Here is a 15,347-nt window from a genome sequence, read left to right as displayed (position 1 = left end):
TTTCTGAGAAGCAGTATTATCTGCTTCGGTAACCCGGCGATCATAGAAGGAGGAACTTCCTTAGACCCGTGGCTTTGCGTCACTATTTTTCAATAGGTTTGCCATTATCGACAGTGAAAGTTTTTATTATTTTCTGAAAAAATAGTTATTTATACTTATATCATAACTCTAATGTTACGAAATAGAAACATATAATTACCTATACAAATGTTAAAAACTAGTTGTGCAAGAAAGTTTTTATACATATTTGGTTTTTTACATGTTTTTGAAAATAATTTTGTGAAACAAAAGTACTATTATTAGTGAGGGGGTTAATATATGACTCAACAATACTGGACGATTATATCGATATTTATTGGAGGTGCCATAGGTACGTTACTTCGATATTTCATAAACTTACAAACGGTGACCCTTCTATTTCCTATAGGGACACTATTCGAAAATTTACTTGGTAGTTTACTGTTAGGAACTTTAACAGGTTGGGTTGCTGTAAAAGTGATTCCTTCTTTTTTGAAAGTAGGGTTAGGGGTCGGCTTTTGTGGCGGATTCACAACAATGTCGACGTTAGCGGCTGATTCTGCTTTCTTAGCCGGACAAGCTTCTCTTTTTCAATCAGGAATGTATCTTATTACTTCTCTAATAGGTGGGGTTTTGTTTGCGCTTCTTGGAATGCTTCTAGGGCATCGTCTAGCAACGAAGCAGAAAGTAGGTGAAAGAGCTTGAATATTTTACTCGTAGCTTTAGGCGGTGGGTCTGGAGCCGTATGCAGGTATTTACTTGGGGTATGGTTTATAAACCATACGAAACAATGGATTATTCCTACGGCGATGGTTTATGTGAATGTCTTAGGTTCTTTTGGATTAGGAATCTTTTTTGGGTTTATTTATCAGGAAATACCATATATGGCTGATGATCTCTACGAGCAGGCTCTGTTTTTACTATTTGGTTTAGGTTTCTTTGGTGCTTTTACGACATTCTCTACGTTCAGTGTAGAAGCGTCACTCTTAGTACAAAAGAAGCGATGGAAGAGATTATCTATTTACGTGGCGTTATCGATCTTAGGAAGTATTCTAGCGTTTTTGACAGGTCTTTTTTTAGGTGGTGTGTAAAACAGATCCCCTCCACTAGGAAGGGGATGGTCCATCTAATCTGGAAAGGAACGGTAAGCGAAGTCCATAAAATATCGCTGATAGCATTGTCCATCATCAAGACAGAAATTTGTATCCAAATATTCCATATCAAATTGGTTGTAGCCTGGTAAGTTTTCGGCATTGGCTTCTACTAACTCTTGATTTGTTTGACTAATAACTGTCATGACTACGTGCCCATCAATATCATAGTCAAACGTTCTTTCATTGTTTTCTACGACGATCTTGTCTATATTATTATCAAAACTGTATGCAATACCAAGGAAATAGTACATATCTTCAATATATAAAGTTGCCGCAGGGGAATGTCCATCTTCTAAGTCTCTTAATACGCTATTTGTCACTTGGTTAGATTTAATTTGGTCAATGAGTAAACGGTCTTCTCGGTTATGGAATGCGGCTGTGCCAATAAATAAATGATCATTATTATCCACATAATGAAAGGAAGCAAAAGAAAAATCGTCTTGCCTAATGATGCCGTTTAGCTCGTATGCTTTTATCTGATGTTTTTCGTTCAAAAGTTGTTTGATTTTATTTTCAACATCTTCAGAGGAACGACTTTCCGTAGCATAATAACCGGTTTGTTCTTGAGGAACAATGTCGATTGGATCGGGATTGTTTAATCCGCTCACTGTTTCTGTATGTTCTTCTGCTGGTGTAAAGTCAATATTAATCCCGAGAGCTTGATGAGATATTTGTTCGTCTGTACCTGAAAGCAATTCCCACATAATAAAAATTACCGCAGGAAACAATAGTAAACTAGCCACAAAAGATAAGTGGTGTGAGAAACGTCGTTTATTGTTAATGGAAGGTTCTTTCTTAATAGATGTTAATAGTTTTGTCTTTGATTCATCAGATAGCTTTTTTTTCGGCATATCACGGAGTTTGTTAAGAATGTTTTGCTCATCGTTATGATATTCAGACATCATAATAACTCCTTTCTGATATAGAGTAGGCTTCTTTTAAATCTTTTAATGCGCGATGGAGAGTAACATTCACTTTATTTTCTCTCCATCCTAGGATTTGAGCAGTTTCTTGAGAAGTACATTCCATGATCCCTCTTAAGAGGACAACATCTTGTTTTTTTGAAGGGAGCTGATAAATATGATCTAGCAGCTCTTTTTTTTCTTCGTTTTCAAGAAGGACCTCTTCACTCGATACGGAAGTTAATTTATTTTTCTGAGATAAAGAATCTTTCCATGGTAGCCATTTTCCTTGTTTTTTAAAATGATCCAAGGCGGTCCTTCTTGCAATAGAGATAAGCCAAGTTTTTTCAGAGGATTCGCCTTTGAATTGATGTTGAAATCGAATAGCTTTTATAAAGGTATCTTGTACCAAATCATCGACATCTCTCGTTCCAGTGTAATAGGAAAGGTAGTTAAATATATCATCTGCGTAATTGTGAAACCATGACTCTATTTCGTCCAAATTCTCCGCCTCCTTTTGTCATTTAATTTGATTTATTGATTAGACGATTGGTGTTCTTGATGTATTACACAATTGAGCTATTTTTAATGATTTATTTTCTTCTGCACTCTGGAATGCTTCCTTCACTAGTGCCCATTAATGGGGAATTTGAGCAAACAAAGGTCATTAGAGGACCCAACTAGTGCCCATTAATGGGGAATTCGAGCAAACAAAGGTCACTAGAGGACCCAACTAGTGACCAATAATGGGGGAATCGAGTAAACAAAGGGCACTAGAGGACCCGACTAGTGCCCAATAATGGGGGAATCGAGCAAACAAAGGTCACTAGAGGACCCAACTAGTGCCCAATAATGGGGAATTCGAGCAAACAAAGGGTACTAAAACATCGAATTGAGCAAAATTCCATCCCATCAATTCATAGTAGAGTAGATATTACAAAACCTTTCGCTAACAGTCAGCCACACATTTCCTCTACACTATAACCTTTTAACTAAAAAAGCCGCCTATCAACAAATAGGCGGCTTACGTATTATCGTTTTTTATCATTGTCGTTTTGTTCTTCTTCGGAACGGTCTTCATTAGGTGTTTCTAATTCTCCGTTCAATTGATCACCGATGTCCTCACGTAAGTCATCGTATATTTTCTCTTTGAATTCTTCATAAACTTCTTTTTTGATGTCATCATACACTTCATCTTTGACTTGTTCATACACTTTGTCTTTAATGTCGTCGTATGCTTCATCTTTAAAGTCGTCATAAACTTCGTCTTTCACTTGTTCATACACTTCATCTTTGATTTCATCGTAAGCTTCATCTTTGAAGTCATCATAAATGTTTTCTTTCATTCCGCCGTAAACTTCGTCTTTCACTCGTTTACGTTCTCGTTTCGTAACCTTTAACCGGTCTGCCTTTAGATCTTTTCCCATCATTATTAATAAGGAGAAGAGCATCACAATCATGATCAGTGCAAACGGCAAGGCAGCAACAATGGAGGCGGTTTGCAACCCTTCGAGTCCACCACTTACTAGTAGAACACTTGCTGTTCCTGCAATAAGGAATCCCCAAATAACTTTAATAGATAATTTTGGAGCTAAACTACCAGCACTAGTCATTGCTCCTAAAACATAGGAGGCGGAGTCAGCTGAGGTGATAAAGAAAATGACAATCAAGATGACGGCAAGAACACTCATGATAAAACTAAGTGGTAAATTTCCTAAAGTAGCGAATAAAGCAACTTCGACATTATTCATGACGAGATCGCCTATCTCATCATTTCCACTTAAAATCATATCTAGCGCAGTTCCCCCAAATGCTGTGAACCAAAGTGCAGCAAGGAGTGAAGGTACAACTAGAACACCAGCAACAAATTCACGAATTGTTCTTCCTCTCGATATTCTTGCTATGAAAATACCCATGAAAGGTGCCCAAGATATATGCCAAGCCCAAAAGAAGATTGTATTATTACCTAGCCATTCACCATCACCAAATGGATTTAAATCTAAACTCATTTGAGTCACATTGGTGATGTATCCACCAATCGTCGTAACAAAGTTTTGGGCGATAAATAATGTTGGACCCATAATAATAACAAAAACCAATAGTATTGATGCAATCGTTAAATTAATCGTACTTAAAATTTTGATTCCCTTATTCACTCCTGTTGCAGCGGAGAAAATAAAGAGTACCGTAACGATCGCTATAATTGTTAACTGTGTTGTGGGAGTGTTTGGTATCCAATCAATTAAGTATGAAAGTCCACCACTGATCTGCAATGCACTAAGACCAAATGTTGTCGCTACCCCTGTTGATGTAGCTAATACGGCTAACGTGTCAATGCCTTTACCGAATGGACCGTGGGCTTTGTCACCTAAAATAGGTTGGAAAGCCGAGCTAATTAATGCTGGTTGATCTTTACGAAATTGAACGTACGCTAATGTAAGAGCGACTAACGAGAAGATGGCCCATGGGTGAAGTGCCCAATGGAAAACCCCGTATCGAAGCCCGGCAGCGGCTCGAACACCTTCTGATGCACCCACGTAATCTGGATGTGGATCAAAGAAATAGAGTACGGGTTCTGCAACACCCCAGAACACAAAACCTACCCCAATTCCGGCAGAAAATAACATTCCTAACCAGGTGAAAAATTTATATTCTGGTTTTTCATCAGCTTTTCCAAGTTTTAGTTTACCAAATGGACTTATAGCTAAAAAGAGAACAAAAGCAATAAAAATGGCTGTGGAAAGCATGTAAAACCAGCCAAAAGTGTTAAGAGTAAAACCTAATGCTGACTCTGAAACTGCTTGTAAGTTAGCAGGGCCAAAAAATCCCCAAAGAACGAACATGGCAACTAAGGGAGCAGAAATATAAAAAACAATATTTGGTTTTTTTGTTTCATATTCATATTTTTTCATCATAAATTCATCCGGTGGACCGGATGTCCCCCTCTCTGTGGTGAAGCGATTTTGAATAGATCGAAATTTTAGGACACAGACAAATTTGTATCTCTAAAGTGCTACGTTTGTATAGAATGACATCTTATCATCAAAACTAGTCTTTGCATAACCGACGAATAGACTAGTTGTTATGATAAATATGTTTTCCCCTTTTGTCTATAGAATGAAACTAATCGATGGAGAATGTTGAAAATTCGTCACGATTATTCTATGGTTAGCTCATCTATTTATGCTCATCGAAAAAAACTTCTTTTGTGACTTCCTCTTCTAAGATCTGATTAGAAAAAGTACGTAATGTACATTAAAACTAAAAATAGGTACAATGACAGATAATAGATGATAAAAATGGGGTGGCGTAGTGGCGAAAATGGAAGACTTTCAGCAAATTGATATGAGAATTGGGACTGTAAAAGAGGCAGAGGCTTTTCAGGAAGCAAGAGTACCAGCGATTAAATTAAAAGTCGACTTTGGGGAAGAAGTTGGGGTCAAACAGTCAAGCGCTCAAATTACGAAGCGTTATGCACCCGAAGACCTTATTGGTCGGCAAGTAGCGGCGGTAATAAATTTTCCGCCAATGAAAATAGCAGGATATACTAGTGAAGTTCTTGTTATGGGAGGGGTTCCAGAAAAAGGAGATGTTGTTTTACTGAACGTAGATGATCAGGTTCCAAATGGTACGAAAATAAGCTAATAAAAAGACAGGGGTTTGTTTAACATCCCCCTGCCTTTTACATATTCGGAGGAACGATAATAAATTCTTCCGTGGACTTCAGTTGATCATCTAAATAAATTTCCAGTCGATATTCTCCAACTTTTGCAGCAGGATCTTCTGCGTCTATCAAATCTAATGCTACACGATCGGATGAAAAAAAACGATAGGATCGTTCACGTTCTATCATCCATTCATCATTCTCATCTTCTTTATAATACAGTTTGACATTGAAAGAGCGATCACCTACAGGTTCGTCACCGTAGTAAAGAAAATTAATTCTAGCATCATATTTTTCAAAAACAAATGGTTGTTTTACATCGAATATGCCCTGAGGAGTCGGTTCGCTATCCGAAAAAATATAAACCCCAGGAGGGAGAGATGGATGGAATGTCCATGCTTCTACACTCTGGTATGGAAAGATAAGTAGTATCCAAATCACTGCTGGACTAACGATGGCACTAATCCAAGATCGACCAGTTTTATTAAACAAGGGAGCAGTTGGTCTTGTATCGATTCCTTTTTTTTGCTGTGCTATCATGATGACTCGTTTCGTATAAAAGGCATTTCCTTTTAGTCCAAAAAAAACATTAATGAGAAAAGGATAAGTGAGTTTCCAAATCCCTACCGCTGGCTCTGGTAGAATAGTGAAATGAACGAGCGCAGGCAAAAAGGCCACAATGATAATACCTAATAAATAGAGAAGAAAAAATAGAAATGTCCAAGTATACATATGTCGATAAGCAAGCCATGCTGGCGTGAAGAAAAAAGCAGCCCAATTCCAACCACTGTAGGTTGATGGGTTCGGATGTTTCTCCCATTTATTACTATAGTAACTGAGGTTTTCTTCGACGATGAGTTGAACAGTAGGGTTTTGACTTGATAAATGAATCGATGATGGATGTATTTTTTGTGAACTCATGATTAATGCTCCTTTACCTAGTCATTCTTGTATTTTATCATTAAAAACGAAACAGAGAAACGATGAAGGGTGTTAGTGAATCATAAGATCAATAAAATAGTCTCATCAATTATTTGATAAAATAGCACCATCTAGACAAGGGGGTGGGTGGATGAATAACAGAGTAGGGTTATTATTGATCACGGTAATGATAGGCCTTCTACTACCAGCCTGTATATCAAATGATCAAGGAGATGAAGGGCAGGAAGAGGTATTTCCTTATCATTTTATTAGCGATAAATTTCGTCATGGAGGATTTGATTATCCGAACGAGTGGGATGTGACTTCGGTTTCATCTAATGTACAACTAGCATATCGAGACGAAGAGAACCCTGAAAATCATGAGTACTCGAAAACCCCATATCGATATCATTTTACATTTGGTCGCAGAGCCGACGCTAACGAAGTTCCAGATGATGTATTAGAAGAATATAATGAGGTACAAGCATTTAATGAGTCCACACATCGACAACATTTCTATCACTCATACTACGATCATTTTGCTGACTTAAAAATAAGTTCCAATGGTTTTTTAAATATGATTTCGGAGTACGATGAAACAGAACAGTGGGATGTTTCTGGTGAGGTAGTTTTAATATTGAGACAAGAAAATGAGTGGCGAGCAAATTGGCGACTAAATGGGGCTTACTATGATTTATATATAGGAAATGAAGCTCAAATAGATAGTGAGGCCAAGTTTGTCGAATTATTAGAATTAATGATCTTCCATTAACGAAGCGTTTAAACTGGGGTGGAATAACCTCAGTTTTTTGTGCTTTAAGATGAGAGAGGGAGGTTAGATATTTTCAGAAGTCACCTCAATAAAGTGTCATTCAAACAATTGTTTGAATATCTTACGCATAAGAGTTATACTTTATTCAAACAGACATTTGAATGATTTGTATTTGTAGAGGAGGGATTGTTATGAGCAAAGATACGTGTGATGTGTTTTGTTTCGACGAGAAGAAAGTAACATCGGTAAAGGAACAAATAAACGATAATATGATAAAAGATACGACGATGATTTTCAAAGTTTTAGCGGATCCAACAAGACTGAAAATAGCTTATGCTCTTACTTTAGAAAGGGAATTATGCGTGTGCGATGTTGCCAATGTGATTGGATCGTCAACAGCGACCGCTTCTCACCATTTACGAACACTTAAAAAACAAGGCTTGGCCCAATATAGAAAAGAGGGAAAACTCGCATTCTATCATCTTGACGATCATCATGTGAAAGAATTAATTACGATAGCCTTTGAACATCAGTATGAGGAAAAAGATTATGAGTAATCAGGAAAAGGTTTTTCATATTGAGGGGTTTACCTGAAGTAACTGCGCTGCTCGGTTCGAGCGGAATGTGAACGATTTACCAGGAGTAACGAATGCTAAAGTGAACTTCACAGCTGAAAAAATAACGATAGATGGAGACGTCTCCATTGATGAAATTGAAAAAGCTGGTTCTTTTGAAAACTTAAAAGTACGTTCAGAGAATGCAGAATCAGAAGACAAACAACCTTTTTGGAAACAGTGGAAGTGGATACAAGTTATTATTTCATTCATATTCGTTACTGCAGGTTGGTTAGGTCACCTTTTTTATGGTGATGGTCACCTGTTGACAGTTAGTTTATTTTTAGTAGCTATGTTAATCGGCGGATATTCGATGTTCTGGCAAGGGTTAAAGAATTTATCTCAACTCATATTCGATATGAAAACACTAATGACGATTGCCATCATTGGAGCTGCGATCATTGGGGAATGGGGAGAAGGGGCATTAGTCGTTGTTCTCTTTGCTATCAGTGAAGCACTTGAATCTTTTTCGATGGATAGAGCACGTCGCTCCATTCGCTCCCTTGTTGAAACAGGTCCGAAACAGGCGTCTGTTTACCGTGATGGAGTGGAGAAAACGGTGCCTGTGGAAGAAGTCGAAATTGGAGAAACCATCTTTATACGACCTGGTGAAAAAATACCATTAGACGGTGAGGTCATTAGTGGATCATCTTCTGTAAATCAAGCTGCGATTACAGGAGAAAGTGTTCCAATTACTAAAAATTTATCAGACGATGTGTTCGCAGGGACACTTAATGAAGAAGGGCTTCTTTCTATAAGAGTGACAAAACACGTCCAAGATACAACACTTGCTACAATTATTCATCTTGTAGAAGAAGCTCAGGCAGAGAAGGCACCAGCTCAGCAGTTTATTGATCGTTTTGCTGCATACTATACACCTGCTATCATGCTATTAGCTTTCTTTGTCATGATCGGTCCTCCATTACTTATGGGGGCACCTTGGGAACAGTGGATTTATCTTGGTCTAGCAACGCTTGTTGTTGGTTGTCCGTGTGCCTTAGTTATCTCTACCCCCGTTGCGATTGTGACAGCTATCGGAAACAGTGCGAAACACGGGATTTTGATTAAGGGCGGTGTGCATTTAGAAGAAGCGGGACGTATAAAAACGCTCGCCTTTGATAAAACAGGAACGTTAACAAGAGGTGTCTTAACGGTTACGGATGTGAAAACAAAATCAAATAGTGAGGAAGAAGTATTGTTTCAGTTCGTATATGGATTAGAAAAATACTCGACACATCCTTTAGCAAAAACGTTAGTAGACTATGCAGTTACAAATGGATTTGATAAACAAGAAATCCCATTTACAGATGTGACGTCATTAACAGGGAAAGGGATGGCTGGCATATTTCATGAACAACGTTTTTTTGTCGCGAGTCCTTCATATGTGAGAAAAGAGTTTCCATTTATTTTTTCTGAAACAGATCAACGTCATGTAAATGAATTACAGAAGCAAGGGAAGACCGTAGTTATTGTTGGGAATGAAGTGGAATTATTAGGTTTGATCGCTTTAAGAGATGAAGTTCGTCCGGAAGCGAAAGGTGCCATTAGCGAGCTAATGAATTTAGGCATAAATGAGGTCGTTATGCTAACAGGGGACCAACGTTACACAGCCGAAGCTATTGGTCATGAAGCTGGTGTAACAAGAGTAGAATCAGAACTTCTTCCGAAACAAAAGCTCGAAAAAATTGAGCAATTCAAAAAAAGCGGGCAACGAGTAGCTATGGTAGGCGATGGGATGAATGATGCACCTGCCTTGGCACGCGCTCATTTAGGGATTGCCATGGGAGGGGCAGGTACAGATACAGCCCTTGAAACGGCGGATGTTGTTCTCATGGGAGATGAACTTCATAAGTTGCCTTACTTAATCGAGCTTAGTCGCAAGTCTTTAACGATTATCAAACAGAATATTGCCTTCGCTCTTGGGTTAAAAGCTCTAGCGTTAATTCTTGTCCCTTTTGGGTTATTGACGTTATGGATTGCAATCATTGCAGATATGGGGGCGACACTTCTTGTGACGTTTAACAGCCTTCGATTAATTAAAGGGAAGAAGAATAAACAATAGATCATTCTTAAATAACTTTTATGTGCAAAAAAGAATTTATCGGTCATTCACCTATAGAAAGCCCCCATCTCTTCAAAAAAGGGATGAGGGCTTTCTCTTATTTACCTAAGTCAATTTCTTTCAATGTCGTAGCATTATCAGCAATTAGATATTTAGATTGACCAAGGAATAGAGGTAACTGAAGTTTGTTAAAGTCAGGCAACCCATCTTGACCAAATTTTTCTTTATCTTGATGGAATCGTGTTATTTTACCAACAAGCCAATCATGGTCACCGTATGTATTCGTATCAATAACTTCACATTCGTAGGCAACATAAGCGCTTTGAAGGATAGGGGCACCAGTTACTTCGCCTTCTTTCCACTTGGCAAACATCCTTTCAAATTTATCGCCATCTACGCCGGTTTTTTTCCCTGATAGTTCAATGAAATGAGCATATTCAGCCGGTACAAAGTTAATTGCAAATTTTTTACTTTCTTCAATTAAATGATGAGTAAATCGTTCTTTAGCTACAGCAACGCCATAAATTGGGGGATCATAAGAGATATATGAGTGCCACCCAGCAGCCATAATATTTTGTTTGTCACCACTTTTGGCAGTAATAAGAGCGACTAAACCAGGATAACAATGCAGAACTGTTTTAGATGTACTTTCAAGCATAGATACATTCCTCCTATAAATAGTGAATCCCCTATTATTATAATAGACAAACTGGTAATATGCACTTTTCTTTCAGAGTTCGTTGACCTTTTTTAAGACTAATGAGATTAATTTGCATAAGAATAAAGCTATCTTAAGAAGTGATATTTTTTAAACAGCCTTAAAAATTTATATAAAAAAGGCTGTTGAGACTTTCTCTCAACAGCCTGATGAATCTTCGTTCATGATAGAGAACTACTCCATCCACTCATAGTCTTCTGGGTTTCCAGCTTCAATTGGTTCAGATAAATCCATATGGCCAAGAAATTCGTCCACTTCATCTCCATCAATCAAGATTTGTGTTTGGTTATAGCCGAATTGTTCCATCATCAAAGCGATCTGCTCTGTAAGCATCAATTCACCACTTGAACCAAGGTTTGCTTCGTTAATATCTGATGAGAAAGAAACATGAGCGATATTATCATGGAATTCAACAAAATCAACGGATGCTCCTTCAGGTAATAACGGATACAACCCGTCTTGAGTTGGACCGGCAGCCCAAAGTTCCATTGCTTCCATTCCACCAGCTTCATCAGAAGTTACCGACACCTCCGAGTTTACGCGGTAATTTTGAAGCAATTGGTCATCAGAGAAGTAAAGAGTAACGGAGTCAATCATTGCAACTTCTTCTTCATTGGCATTGTTTTGTTCATTATTGACTTCTTCATTCGCTTCTTCATTTTGTTCCTCATCATTATTATTGTTATTATTGTTCTCTAGTGCATTGTTGTTGCCATTGTCTTCGTTCTCATTTGCCTCAATGTTTTCATTACTGTTATTTTCTTCCTCATTTTCATTCATTTCTTCACTTGTCTCAGCATTTGCTGCACCTTCGTTATTATTCTCTAGTTCTTCGTTATTAGATTGCCCACAGGCGGATAAAACGAGGATAGTAGCTAAACTAAGTAGCAATCCTTTTGTTTTTTTCATCTAAATCCCTTCCTTCTCTAATAGTTTCACTCATATAGTCGCTGAAGTGAATAAAAGGTTTCACCTATATGAAAAACGGCCCCATTTTTCATACTTTCTAAGAGGAGTTAACCGATATGCATCCTGCTTCAATGTCTCGTATGTAGATGGAAGTATGTCTTGCATCTACTGAAAATCGGGTGCTTTTTAACTATAAACCTATTTTAGAAGAGAAAACAACCTGTCTAGAGCCAATGAAGTAAAAAATGTATGAAAGGACCAATTAATTTGACAAAAGTCTAGTCGAAATTTTAATTTACATGTGAGAATCATAGTATAATAAAGGTAAGTTACGTTAGATACGATGTTGGAGGATGAAGATGGCTAAAGAAATGGAGAACAAAAATTTGGCCGAACTAATATATGAGGGAGCCATGGTCATATTAGCTTTTGTTGCTGTAGCAACGATTTGGTACCAAACGCAATATGATTCCGTGATTATTTGGGGTACATGGTCGATATTTTTTGTTGATTTTATCATTAGAATTTATCATGCAAATAATAAGTGGCAGTTTATAAAAAGTAATCCTTTTATTGTAATTGCAGTGATTCCATTAGATGCTATTTTTCAAATGGCTAGAATAGCTAGGATTCTTCATTTTATGAGGTTAAAAGTGATTACGAAATACTATACAAAACCTGTCATAAAAAAAATTCAACAACAAAGATTTTCTTATATTATTCCAGGGGTTTTTCTCGTATTGTTTATAAGTATTATTCCTTTATATGTGCTCGAACCTCGACTAGAAAGTTATTTTGATGCGTTTATCGGTGGCCTTGCCTCTCTTGTCTTTTTTGGATATTCAACGATTGATCCGCAAACGACAACTGGAACCGTTATTATCACTTTGTTAACCATTTTCGGTGTTATTATGCATGGGGTTGTTCTTAGTTATTTATTTAGTCTGATCGGATCGTTAAAGTTTGTTGAAAATTGGAGTGAGAAGATTAAGCAGAAGAAAGATACTTTCTTTCATCACTAACATAGACAACCTAAGCCTCAAGTCTTACAGAAGATATAACTGTAGGTCGTTCTATTCTTATCACGTCCAGTTTAAAATGAAAGAGAAGAGAAAGAGGAGGAGAAGATGATGAGCAAGATTGGGCGAAAAACGTTAGGGTTATTGCTGCTGTTGGTCGGAGGCATTTTTTTAGTGCAACAATGGAGTAGTTTTAGTTTTACAGGTATATTTGGATTTATATGGCCAATCATCTTTGTTGGTATTGTTATAGAAATGATCTTTTATTATCGTTCGAAAGAGCCGGGAGAATCCTTTCAGTTTGATAAAGGAGCGATGGTCATTTTAATTATGACGATCGTTGTTAGCGCTAGCATGCAAAACTTACAGCAAAGTGGAACGAATATTATTTATGGATTCTCCTTTATGGATTGGGAGGATAGCGGAGTTAGTGTTCCAATAGAGGAAAGTTATGATCTCAGTAATGAAGTGGACGAAATTCACTTTGATATGCCAAACGCTCGTTTAAGAATTGAAGGAACGGATGAAGAACAAGTATCATTATCCGGAACGGTTAAAGCAAATAAAAACAGTGAATCAGAAGTAGAAAAACTGTTTAATAAATCTCGAAAAGTCGAAACGAAAGGAAATGAGTTTCAATATATAGTGGAACGAACGGACTCGTCATGGTTTTTTTGGAGTAATAATGTCAATGTTGAGTTTGTTATTTCGATTCCAAGGGATCGTTTAGTAGACGTGAAAATTACAAATGGCTCTGTTGACGTATTAAATGTGGATGAAGATGTTGATGTGAAAACGACAAATGGTCGAGTGACGATCGAAAGTGTTGAAGGTAATGTGGATGTGCGCAATACGAATGGAATTGTTTCTCTTCGTGATATCGCTGGTGAGGTGGAGGCTATAACAACAAATGGTCGGGTATCAGCGACGAACTTGGCGAGTGATGTTTCTTTAAAAACGACGAATGGAGCAGTGGAAGTGGAAAGTAACCAAGTCAATGGTGATTGGGATCTAGAAACAACAAACGGAAATGTAACACTTAGAATCCCACAAGATAGTGACGTGTTTTTTCAAGGGAAAACGACGAACGGAAGCGTAGATGGAGACTTGGATTGGGTCCGAGAAGATGAGGATAATTTCTTGAAAATGAACAACGAAGGTTCTGCTACGCATAATGCAGGAACATATAAAATGGAAGCAAAAGGAACCAATGGTTCTATTCGAGTCTCGTTTATACAATAACGAAGACAGGAAGAGGATGGAGAATACTCTCCATTCTCTTATTATTAACCTTTCGCGCAAGTTTATATAGTACAAGTGTTTGTTATGAAAATCTTTCAGGGTGAAAGGCACCTTTTGTATAAAGATCTAATGGTGTTCCAGAGATTAAATCTGCAACGGCTTCGCCTGTTCGAGGACTAAGTAGTATTCCATTTCGGTAATGTCCTGTTGCAAAAATAATGTGAGGTGACTCTTCCAGAGAACCCAGTAAGGGAAAACCATCTTGCGTAGCCGGACGGAGTCCTGCCCATGTATGATATGGTTGCTTTGTTTTCAAAAAAGGAAGGATGTGTTTATTCCAATGAATGAGTCGAGAAATTCCTTTTTCCGTAACATTTGTAGAAAAACCAGCAATGTCTTCTGATGCTCCGTTAACTAAAGTCCCATTTGATTTTGGAACGAGGTATCCCTGGCTAGTAGTCACAATATGATTGACTTTTTCATTGTCTAATTCATAGGCACAAATCTGTCCTCGTATCGGAAAAACGGGAATTTTTATATTAAAAATAGATTCCAATTGTTGAGTCCAAGCTCCTGAACAGATAACAAGTCGATCTGCTGTGAACGATTGGCCATGAGTTGTTTGAACAACAAGTTCCTGTTGCCAACTTTTTATATGAACATCTTCTAAATTCTCATAAATAGTCACCCCATTTTTTTCGCAAGCGACCTTCAATGCTTTGACATAATCAGGAGCAAAAACGTGGCTTTCTTCTTTTGAATAAATGGCGGCAACTACCTCATCAGATATATTAGGTTCAAGACTTTTTAATCGGTCTCCATCGATAATTTCAGCTTCTGAGCCAAAATTTTTTTGCCATGCAATCCTTGATTCAAGAGAAAGGATGTCTGATTCATGATAAACGGCATGAATACTTCCACTTTCCGTGTATTCAAAGTCAGATTTTGATATTTTTTTAATTTCATCTTGCCATTCTCTAAACATACGCAAACTATCTAAGCAAAACTTAAAAAAAGGATCAGGATCTTCACTAATCTCAGAAAATGGTGCAAGCATTCCAGCGGCAGCACCAGATGCTTGCCCACCGCAAGAATTTTTTTCGAGAATCGTCACGTTATATCCGCGACGACTTAACGAAAAAGCGGTAGATAGGCCGATCACACCTCCACCAAGAATCAATATATGTTCCTTCATTTGATATGCCCCCTCATATTAAAACCGACAAATAGTCTTTTTTGGTAAACTGCGAGAATAAATTTGCGTGTGATTTATGTAACTTGGAGATTCGAGATACTGTAAGAATATCGCCAGTTGGAGTGTCCCGAATATCCGTGCAACTGGACACTCACCA

15 protein-coding genes and 1 riboswitch are annotated in these 15,347 nt (G+C 37.6%); of the genes, 8 read left to right on the top strand and 7 right to left on the bottom strand.

Annotated features, from left to right (window positions below):
* Window positions 1–24: 24 nt before the first annotated feature.
* Window positions 25–113, bottom strand: a riboswitch (cyclic di-GMP riboswitch).
* 205 nt (window positions 114–318) lie between these two features.
* Both QDN89_RS16895 and crcB read left to right on the top strand, forming a co-directional pair.
* On the top strand, window positions 319–723 hold the full coding sequence (locus tag QDN89_RS16895) for a fluoride efflux transporter FluC (protein ID WP_280771339.1): 405 nt from the start codon (window positions 319–321) through the stop codon (window positions 721–723).
* Entirely contained in the window at window positions 720–1,109 is a 390-nt protein-coding gene (gene crcB, locus QDN89_RS16890; RefSeq protein WP_280771338.1) for a fluoride efflux transporter CrcB, read from the top strand. Before QDN89_RS16895 ends, crcB begins: the two co-directional genes overlap by 4 nt.
* A 35-nt stretch (window positions 1,110–1,144) precedes the next feature.
* Here crcB and QDN89_RS16885 read toward each other — a convergent pair whose 3' ends face one another.
* The 3 genes from QDN89_RS16885 to QDN89_RS16875 form a co-directional block, all read right to left on the bottom strand.
* A complete protein-coding gene (locus QDN89_RS16885) occupies window positions 1,145–2,074 on the bottom strand; it encodes a hypothetical protein (protein ID WP_280771337.1) in 930 nt (309 codons plus the stop codon).
* Window positions 2,067–2,576 carry an RNA polymerase sigma factor gene (locus QDN89_RS16880; protein WP_280771336.1) on the bottom strand — a complete coding sequence of 170 codons (510 nt, stop codon included), beginning with the start codon at window positions 2,574–2,576 and terminating at the stop codon, window positions 2,067–2,069. Before QDN89_RS16880 ends, QDN89_RS16885 begins: the two co-directional genes overlap by 8 nt.
* A 529-nt stretch (window positions 2,577–3,105) precedes the next feature.
* Entirely contained in the window at window positions 3,106–4,986 is a 1,881-nt protein-coding gene (locus tag QDN89_RS16875; protein WP_280771335.1) for a BCCT family transporter, read from the bottom strand.
* A 400-nt stretch (window positions 4,987–5,386) separates the two neighbouring features.
* Between QDN89_RS16875 and csaA the strand changes: the two genes are divergently transcribed.
* Window positions 5,387–5,719, top strand: coding sequence for a chaperone CsaA (gene csaA / locus QDN89_RS16870; RefSeq protein ID WP_280771334.1), 333 nt, complete (start codon window positions 5,387–5,389; stop codon window positions 5,717–5,719).
* Window positions 5,720–5,756: 37 nt separating this feature from the next.
* Here csaA and QDN89_RS16865 read toward each other — a convergent pair whose 3' ends face one another.
* Window positions 5,757–6,659, bottom strand: coding sequence for a DUF2628 domain-containing protein (locus QDN89_RS16865; RefSeq protein WP_280771333.1), 903 nt, complete (start codon window positions 6,657–6,659; stop codon window positions 5,757–5,759).
* Between the two features lie 151 nt (window positions 6,660–6,810).
* Between QDN89_RS16865 and QDN89_RS16860 the strand changes: the two genes are divergently transcribed.
* The 3 genes from QDN89_RS16860 to QDN89_RS16850 all read left to right on the top strand — a co-directional run bounded on the left by QDN89_RS16860 (window position 6,811) and on the right by QDN89_RS16850 (window position 10,107).
* On the top strand, window positions 6,811–7,431 hold the full coding sequence (locus QDN89_RS16860; protein ID WP_280771332.1) for a hypothetical protein: 621 nt from the start codon (window positions 6,811–6,813) through the stop codon (window positions 7,429–7,431).
* A 191-nt stretch (window positions 7,432–7,622) separates the two neighbouring features.
* Window positions 7,623–7,988 carry an ArsR/SmtB family transcription factor gene (locus QDN89_RS16855; protein WP_280771331.1) on the top strand — a complete coding sequence of 122 codons (366 nt, stop codon included), beginning with the start codon at window positions 7,623–7,625 and terminating at the stop codon, window positions 7,986–7,988.
* The gene (locus tag QDN89_RS16850) at window positions 7,966–10,107 is read left to right on the top strand and encodes a heavy metal translocating P-type ATPase (protein ID WP_280771330.1); all 2,142 of its coding nucleotides are present in this window, start codon (window positions 7,966–7,968) and stop codon (window positions 10,105–10,107) included. Before QDN89_RS16855 ends, QDN89_RS16850 begins: the two co-directional genes overlap by 23 nt.
* A gap of 97 nt (window positions 10,108–10,204) precedes the next feature.
* On the opposite strand, the gene QDN89_RS16845 is transcribed toward QDN89_RS16850, so the two are convergent.
* Window positions 10,205–10,765: a flavin reductase family protein gene (locus QDN89_RS16845; RefSeq protein WP_280771329.1), complete on the bottom strand. Its 561-nt coding sequence runs from the start codon at window positions 10,763–10,765 to the stop codon at window positions 10,205–10,207.
* A 234-nt stretch (window positions 10,766–10,999) separates the two neighbouring features.
* Entirely contained in the window at window positions 11,000–11,734 is a 735-nt protein-coding gene (locus QDN89_RS16840; protein WP_280771328.1) for a GerMN domain-containing protein, read from the bottom strand.
* 359 nt (window positions 11,735–12,093) lie between these two features.
* Here QDN89_RS16840 and QDN89_RS16835 point away from each other — a divergent pair, with 359 nt between their 5' ends.
* Together QDN89_RS16835 and QDN89_RS16830 are read left to right on the top strand one after the other, a co-directional pair.
* Entirely contained in the window at window positions 12,094–12,756 is a 663-nt protein-coding gene (locus QDN89_RS16835; RefSeq protein WP_280771327.1) for a hypothetical protein, read from the top strand.
* 108 nt (window positions 12,757–12,864) lie between these two features.
* Window positions 12,865–13,995: a DUF4097 family beta strand repeat-containing protein gene (locus QDN89_RS16830; protein WP_280771326.1), complete on the top strand. Its 1,131-nt coding sequence runs from the start codon at window positions 12,865–12,867 to the stop codon at window positions 13,993–13,995.
* An 82-nt stretch (window positions 13,996–14,077) separates the two neighbouring features.
* On the opposite strand, the gene thiO is transcribed toward QDN89_RS16830, so the two are convergent.
* Window positions 14,078–15,190: a glycine oxidase ThiO gene (gene thiO / locus QDN89_RS16825; protein WP_280771325.1), complete on the bottom strand. Its 1,113-nt coding sequence runs from the start codon at window positions 15,188–15,190 to the stop codon at window positions 14,078–14,080.
* Between the last annotated feature and the right edge of the window lie 157 nt (window positions 15,191–15,347).

It is taken from the genome of Salipaludibacillus daqingensis (assembly GCF_029891575.1).
Lineage (GTDB): Bacteria > Bacillota > Bacilli > Bacillales > Salisediminibacteriaceae > Salipaludibacillus > Salipaludibacillus daqingensis.
This window is presented reverse-complemented; position numbering and strand designations above follow the sequence as displayed.

Coding starts and splice junctions, on each gene's coding strand:
- QDN89_RS16895 (WP_280771339.1), top strand. CDS start 319: ATGACTCAACAATACTGGACGATTATATCGATATTTATTGGAGGTGCC.
- QDN89_RS16885 (WP_280771337.1), bottom strand. CDS start 2,074: ATGTCTGAATATCATAACGATGAGCAAAACATTCTTAACAAACTCCGT.
- QDN89_RS16875 (WP_280771335.1), bottom strand. CDS start 4,986: ATGAAAAAATATGAATATGAAACAAAAAAACCAAATATTGTTTTTTAT.
- QDN89_RS16865 (WP_280771333.1), bottom strand. CDS start 6,659: ATGAGTTCACAAAAAATACATCCATCATCGATTCATTTATCAAGTCAA.
- QDN89_RS16860 (WP_280771332.1), top strand. CDS start 6,811: ATGAATAACAGAGTAGGGTTATTATTGATCACGGTAATGATAGGCCTT.
- QDN89_RS16855 (WP_280771331.1), top strand. CDS start 7,623: ATGAGCAAAGATACGTGTGATGTGTTTTGTTTCGACGAGAAGAAAGTA.
- QDN89_RS16845 (WP_280771329.1), bottom strand. CDS start 10,765: ATGCTTGAAAGTACATCTAAAACAGTTCTGCATTGTTATCCTGGTTTA.
- QDN89_RS16840 (WP_280771328.1), bottom strand. CDS start 11,734: ATGAAAAAAACAAAAGGATTGCTACTTAGTTTAGCTACTATCCTCGTT.
- QDN89_RS16835 (WP_280771327.1), top strand. CDS start 12,094: ATGGCTAAAGAAATGGAGAACAAAAATTTGGCCGAACTAATATATGAG.
- QDN89_RS16830 (WP_280771326.1), top strand. CDS start 12,865: ATGAGCAAGATTGGGCGAAAAACGTTAGGGTTATTGCTGCTGTTGGTC.
- thiO (WP_280771325.1), bottom strand. CDS start 15,190: ATGAAGGAACATATATTGATTCTTGGTGGAGGTGTGATCGGCCTATCT.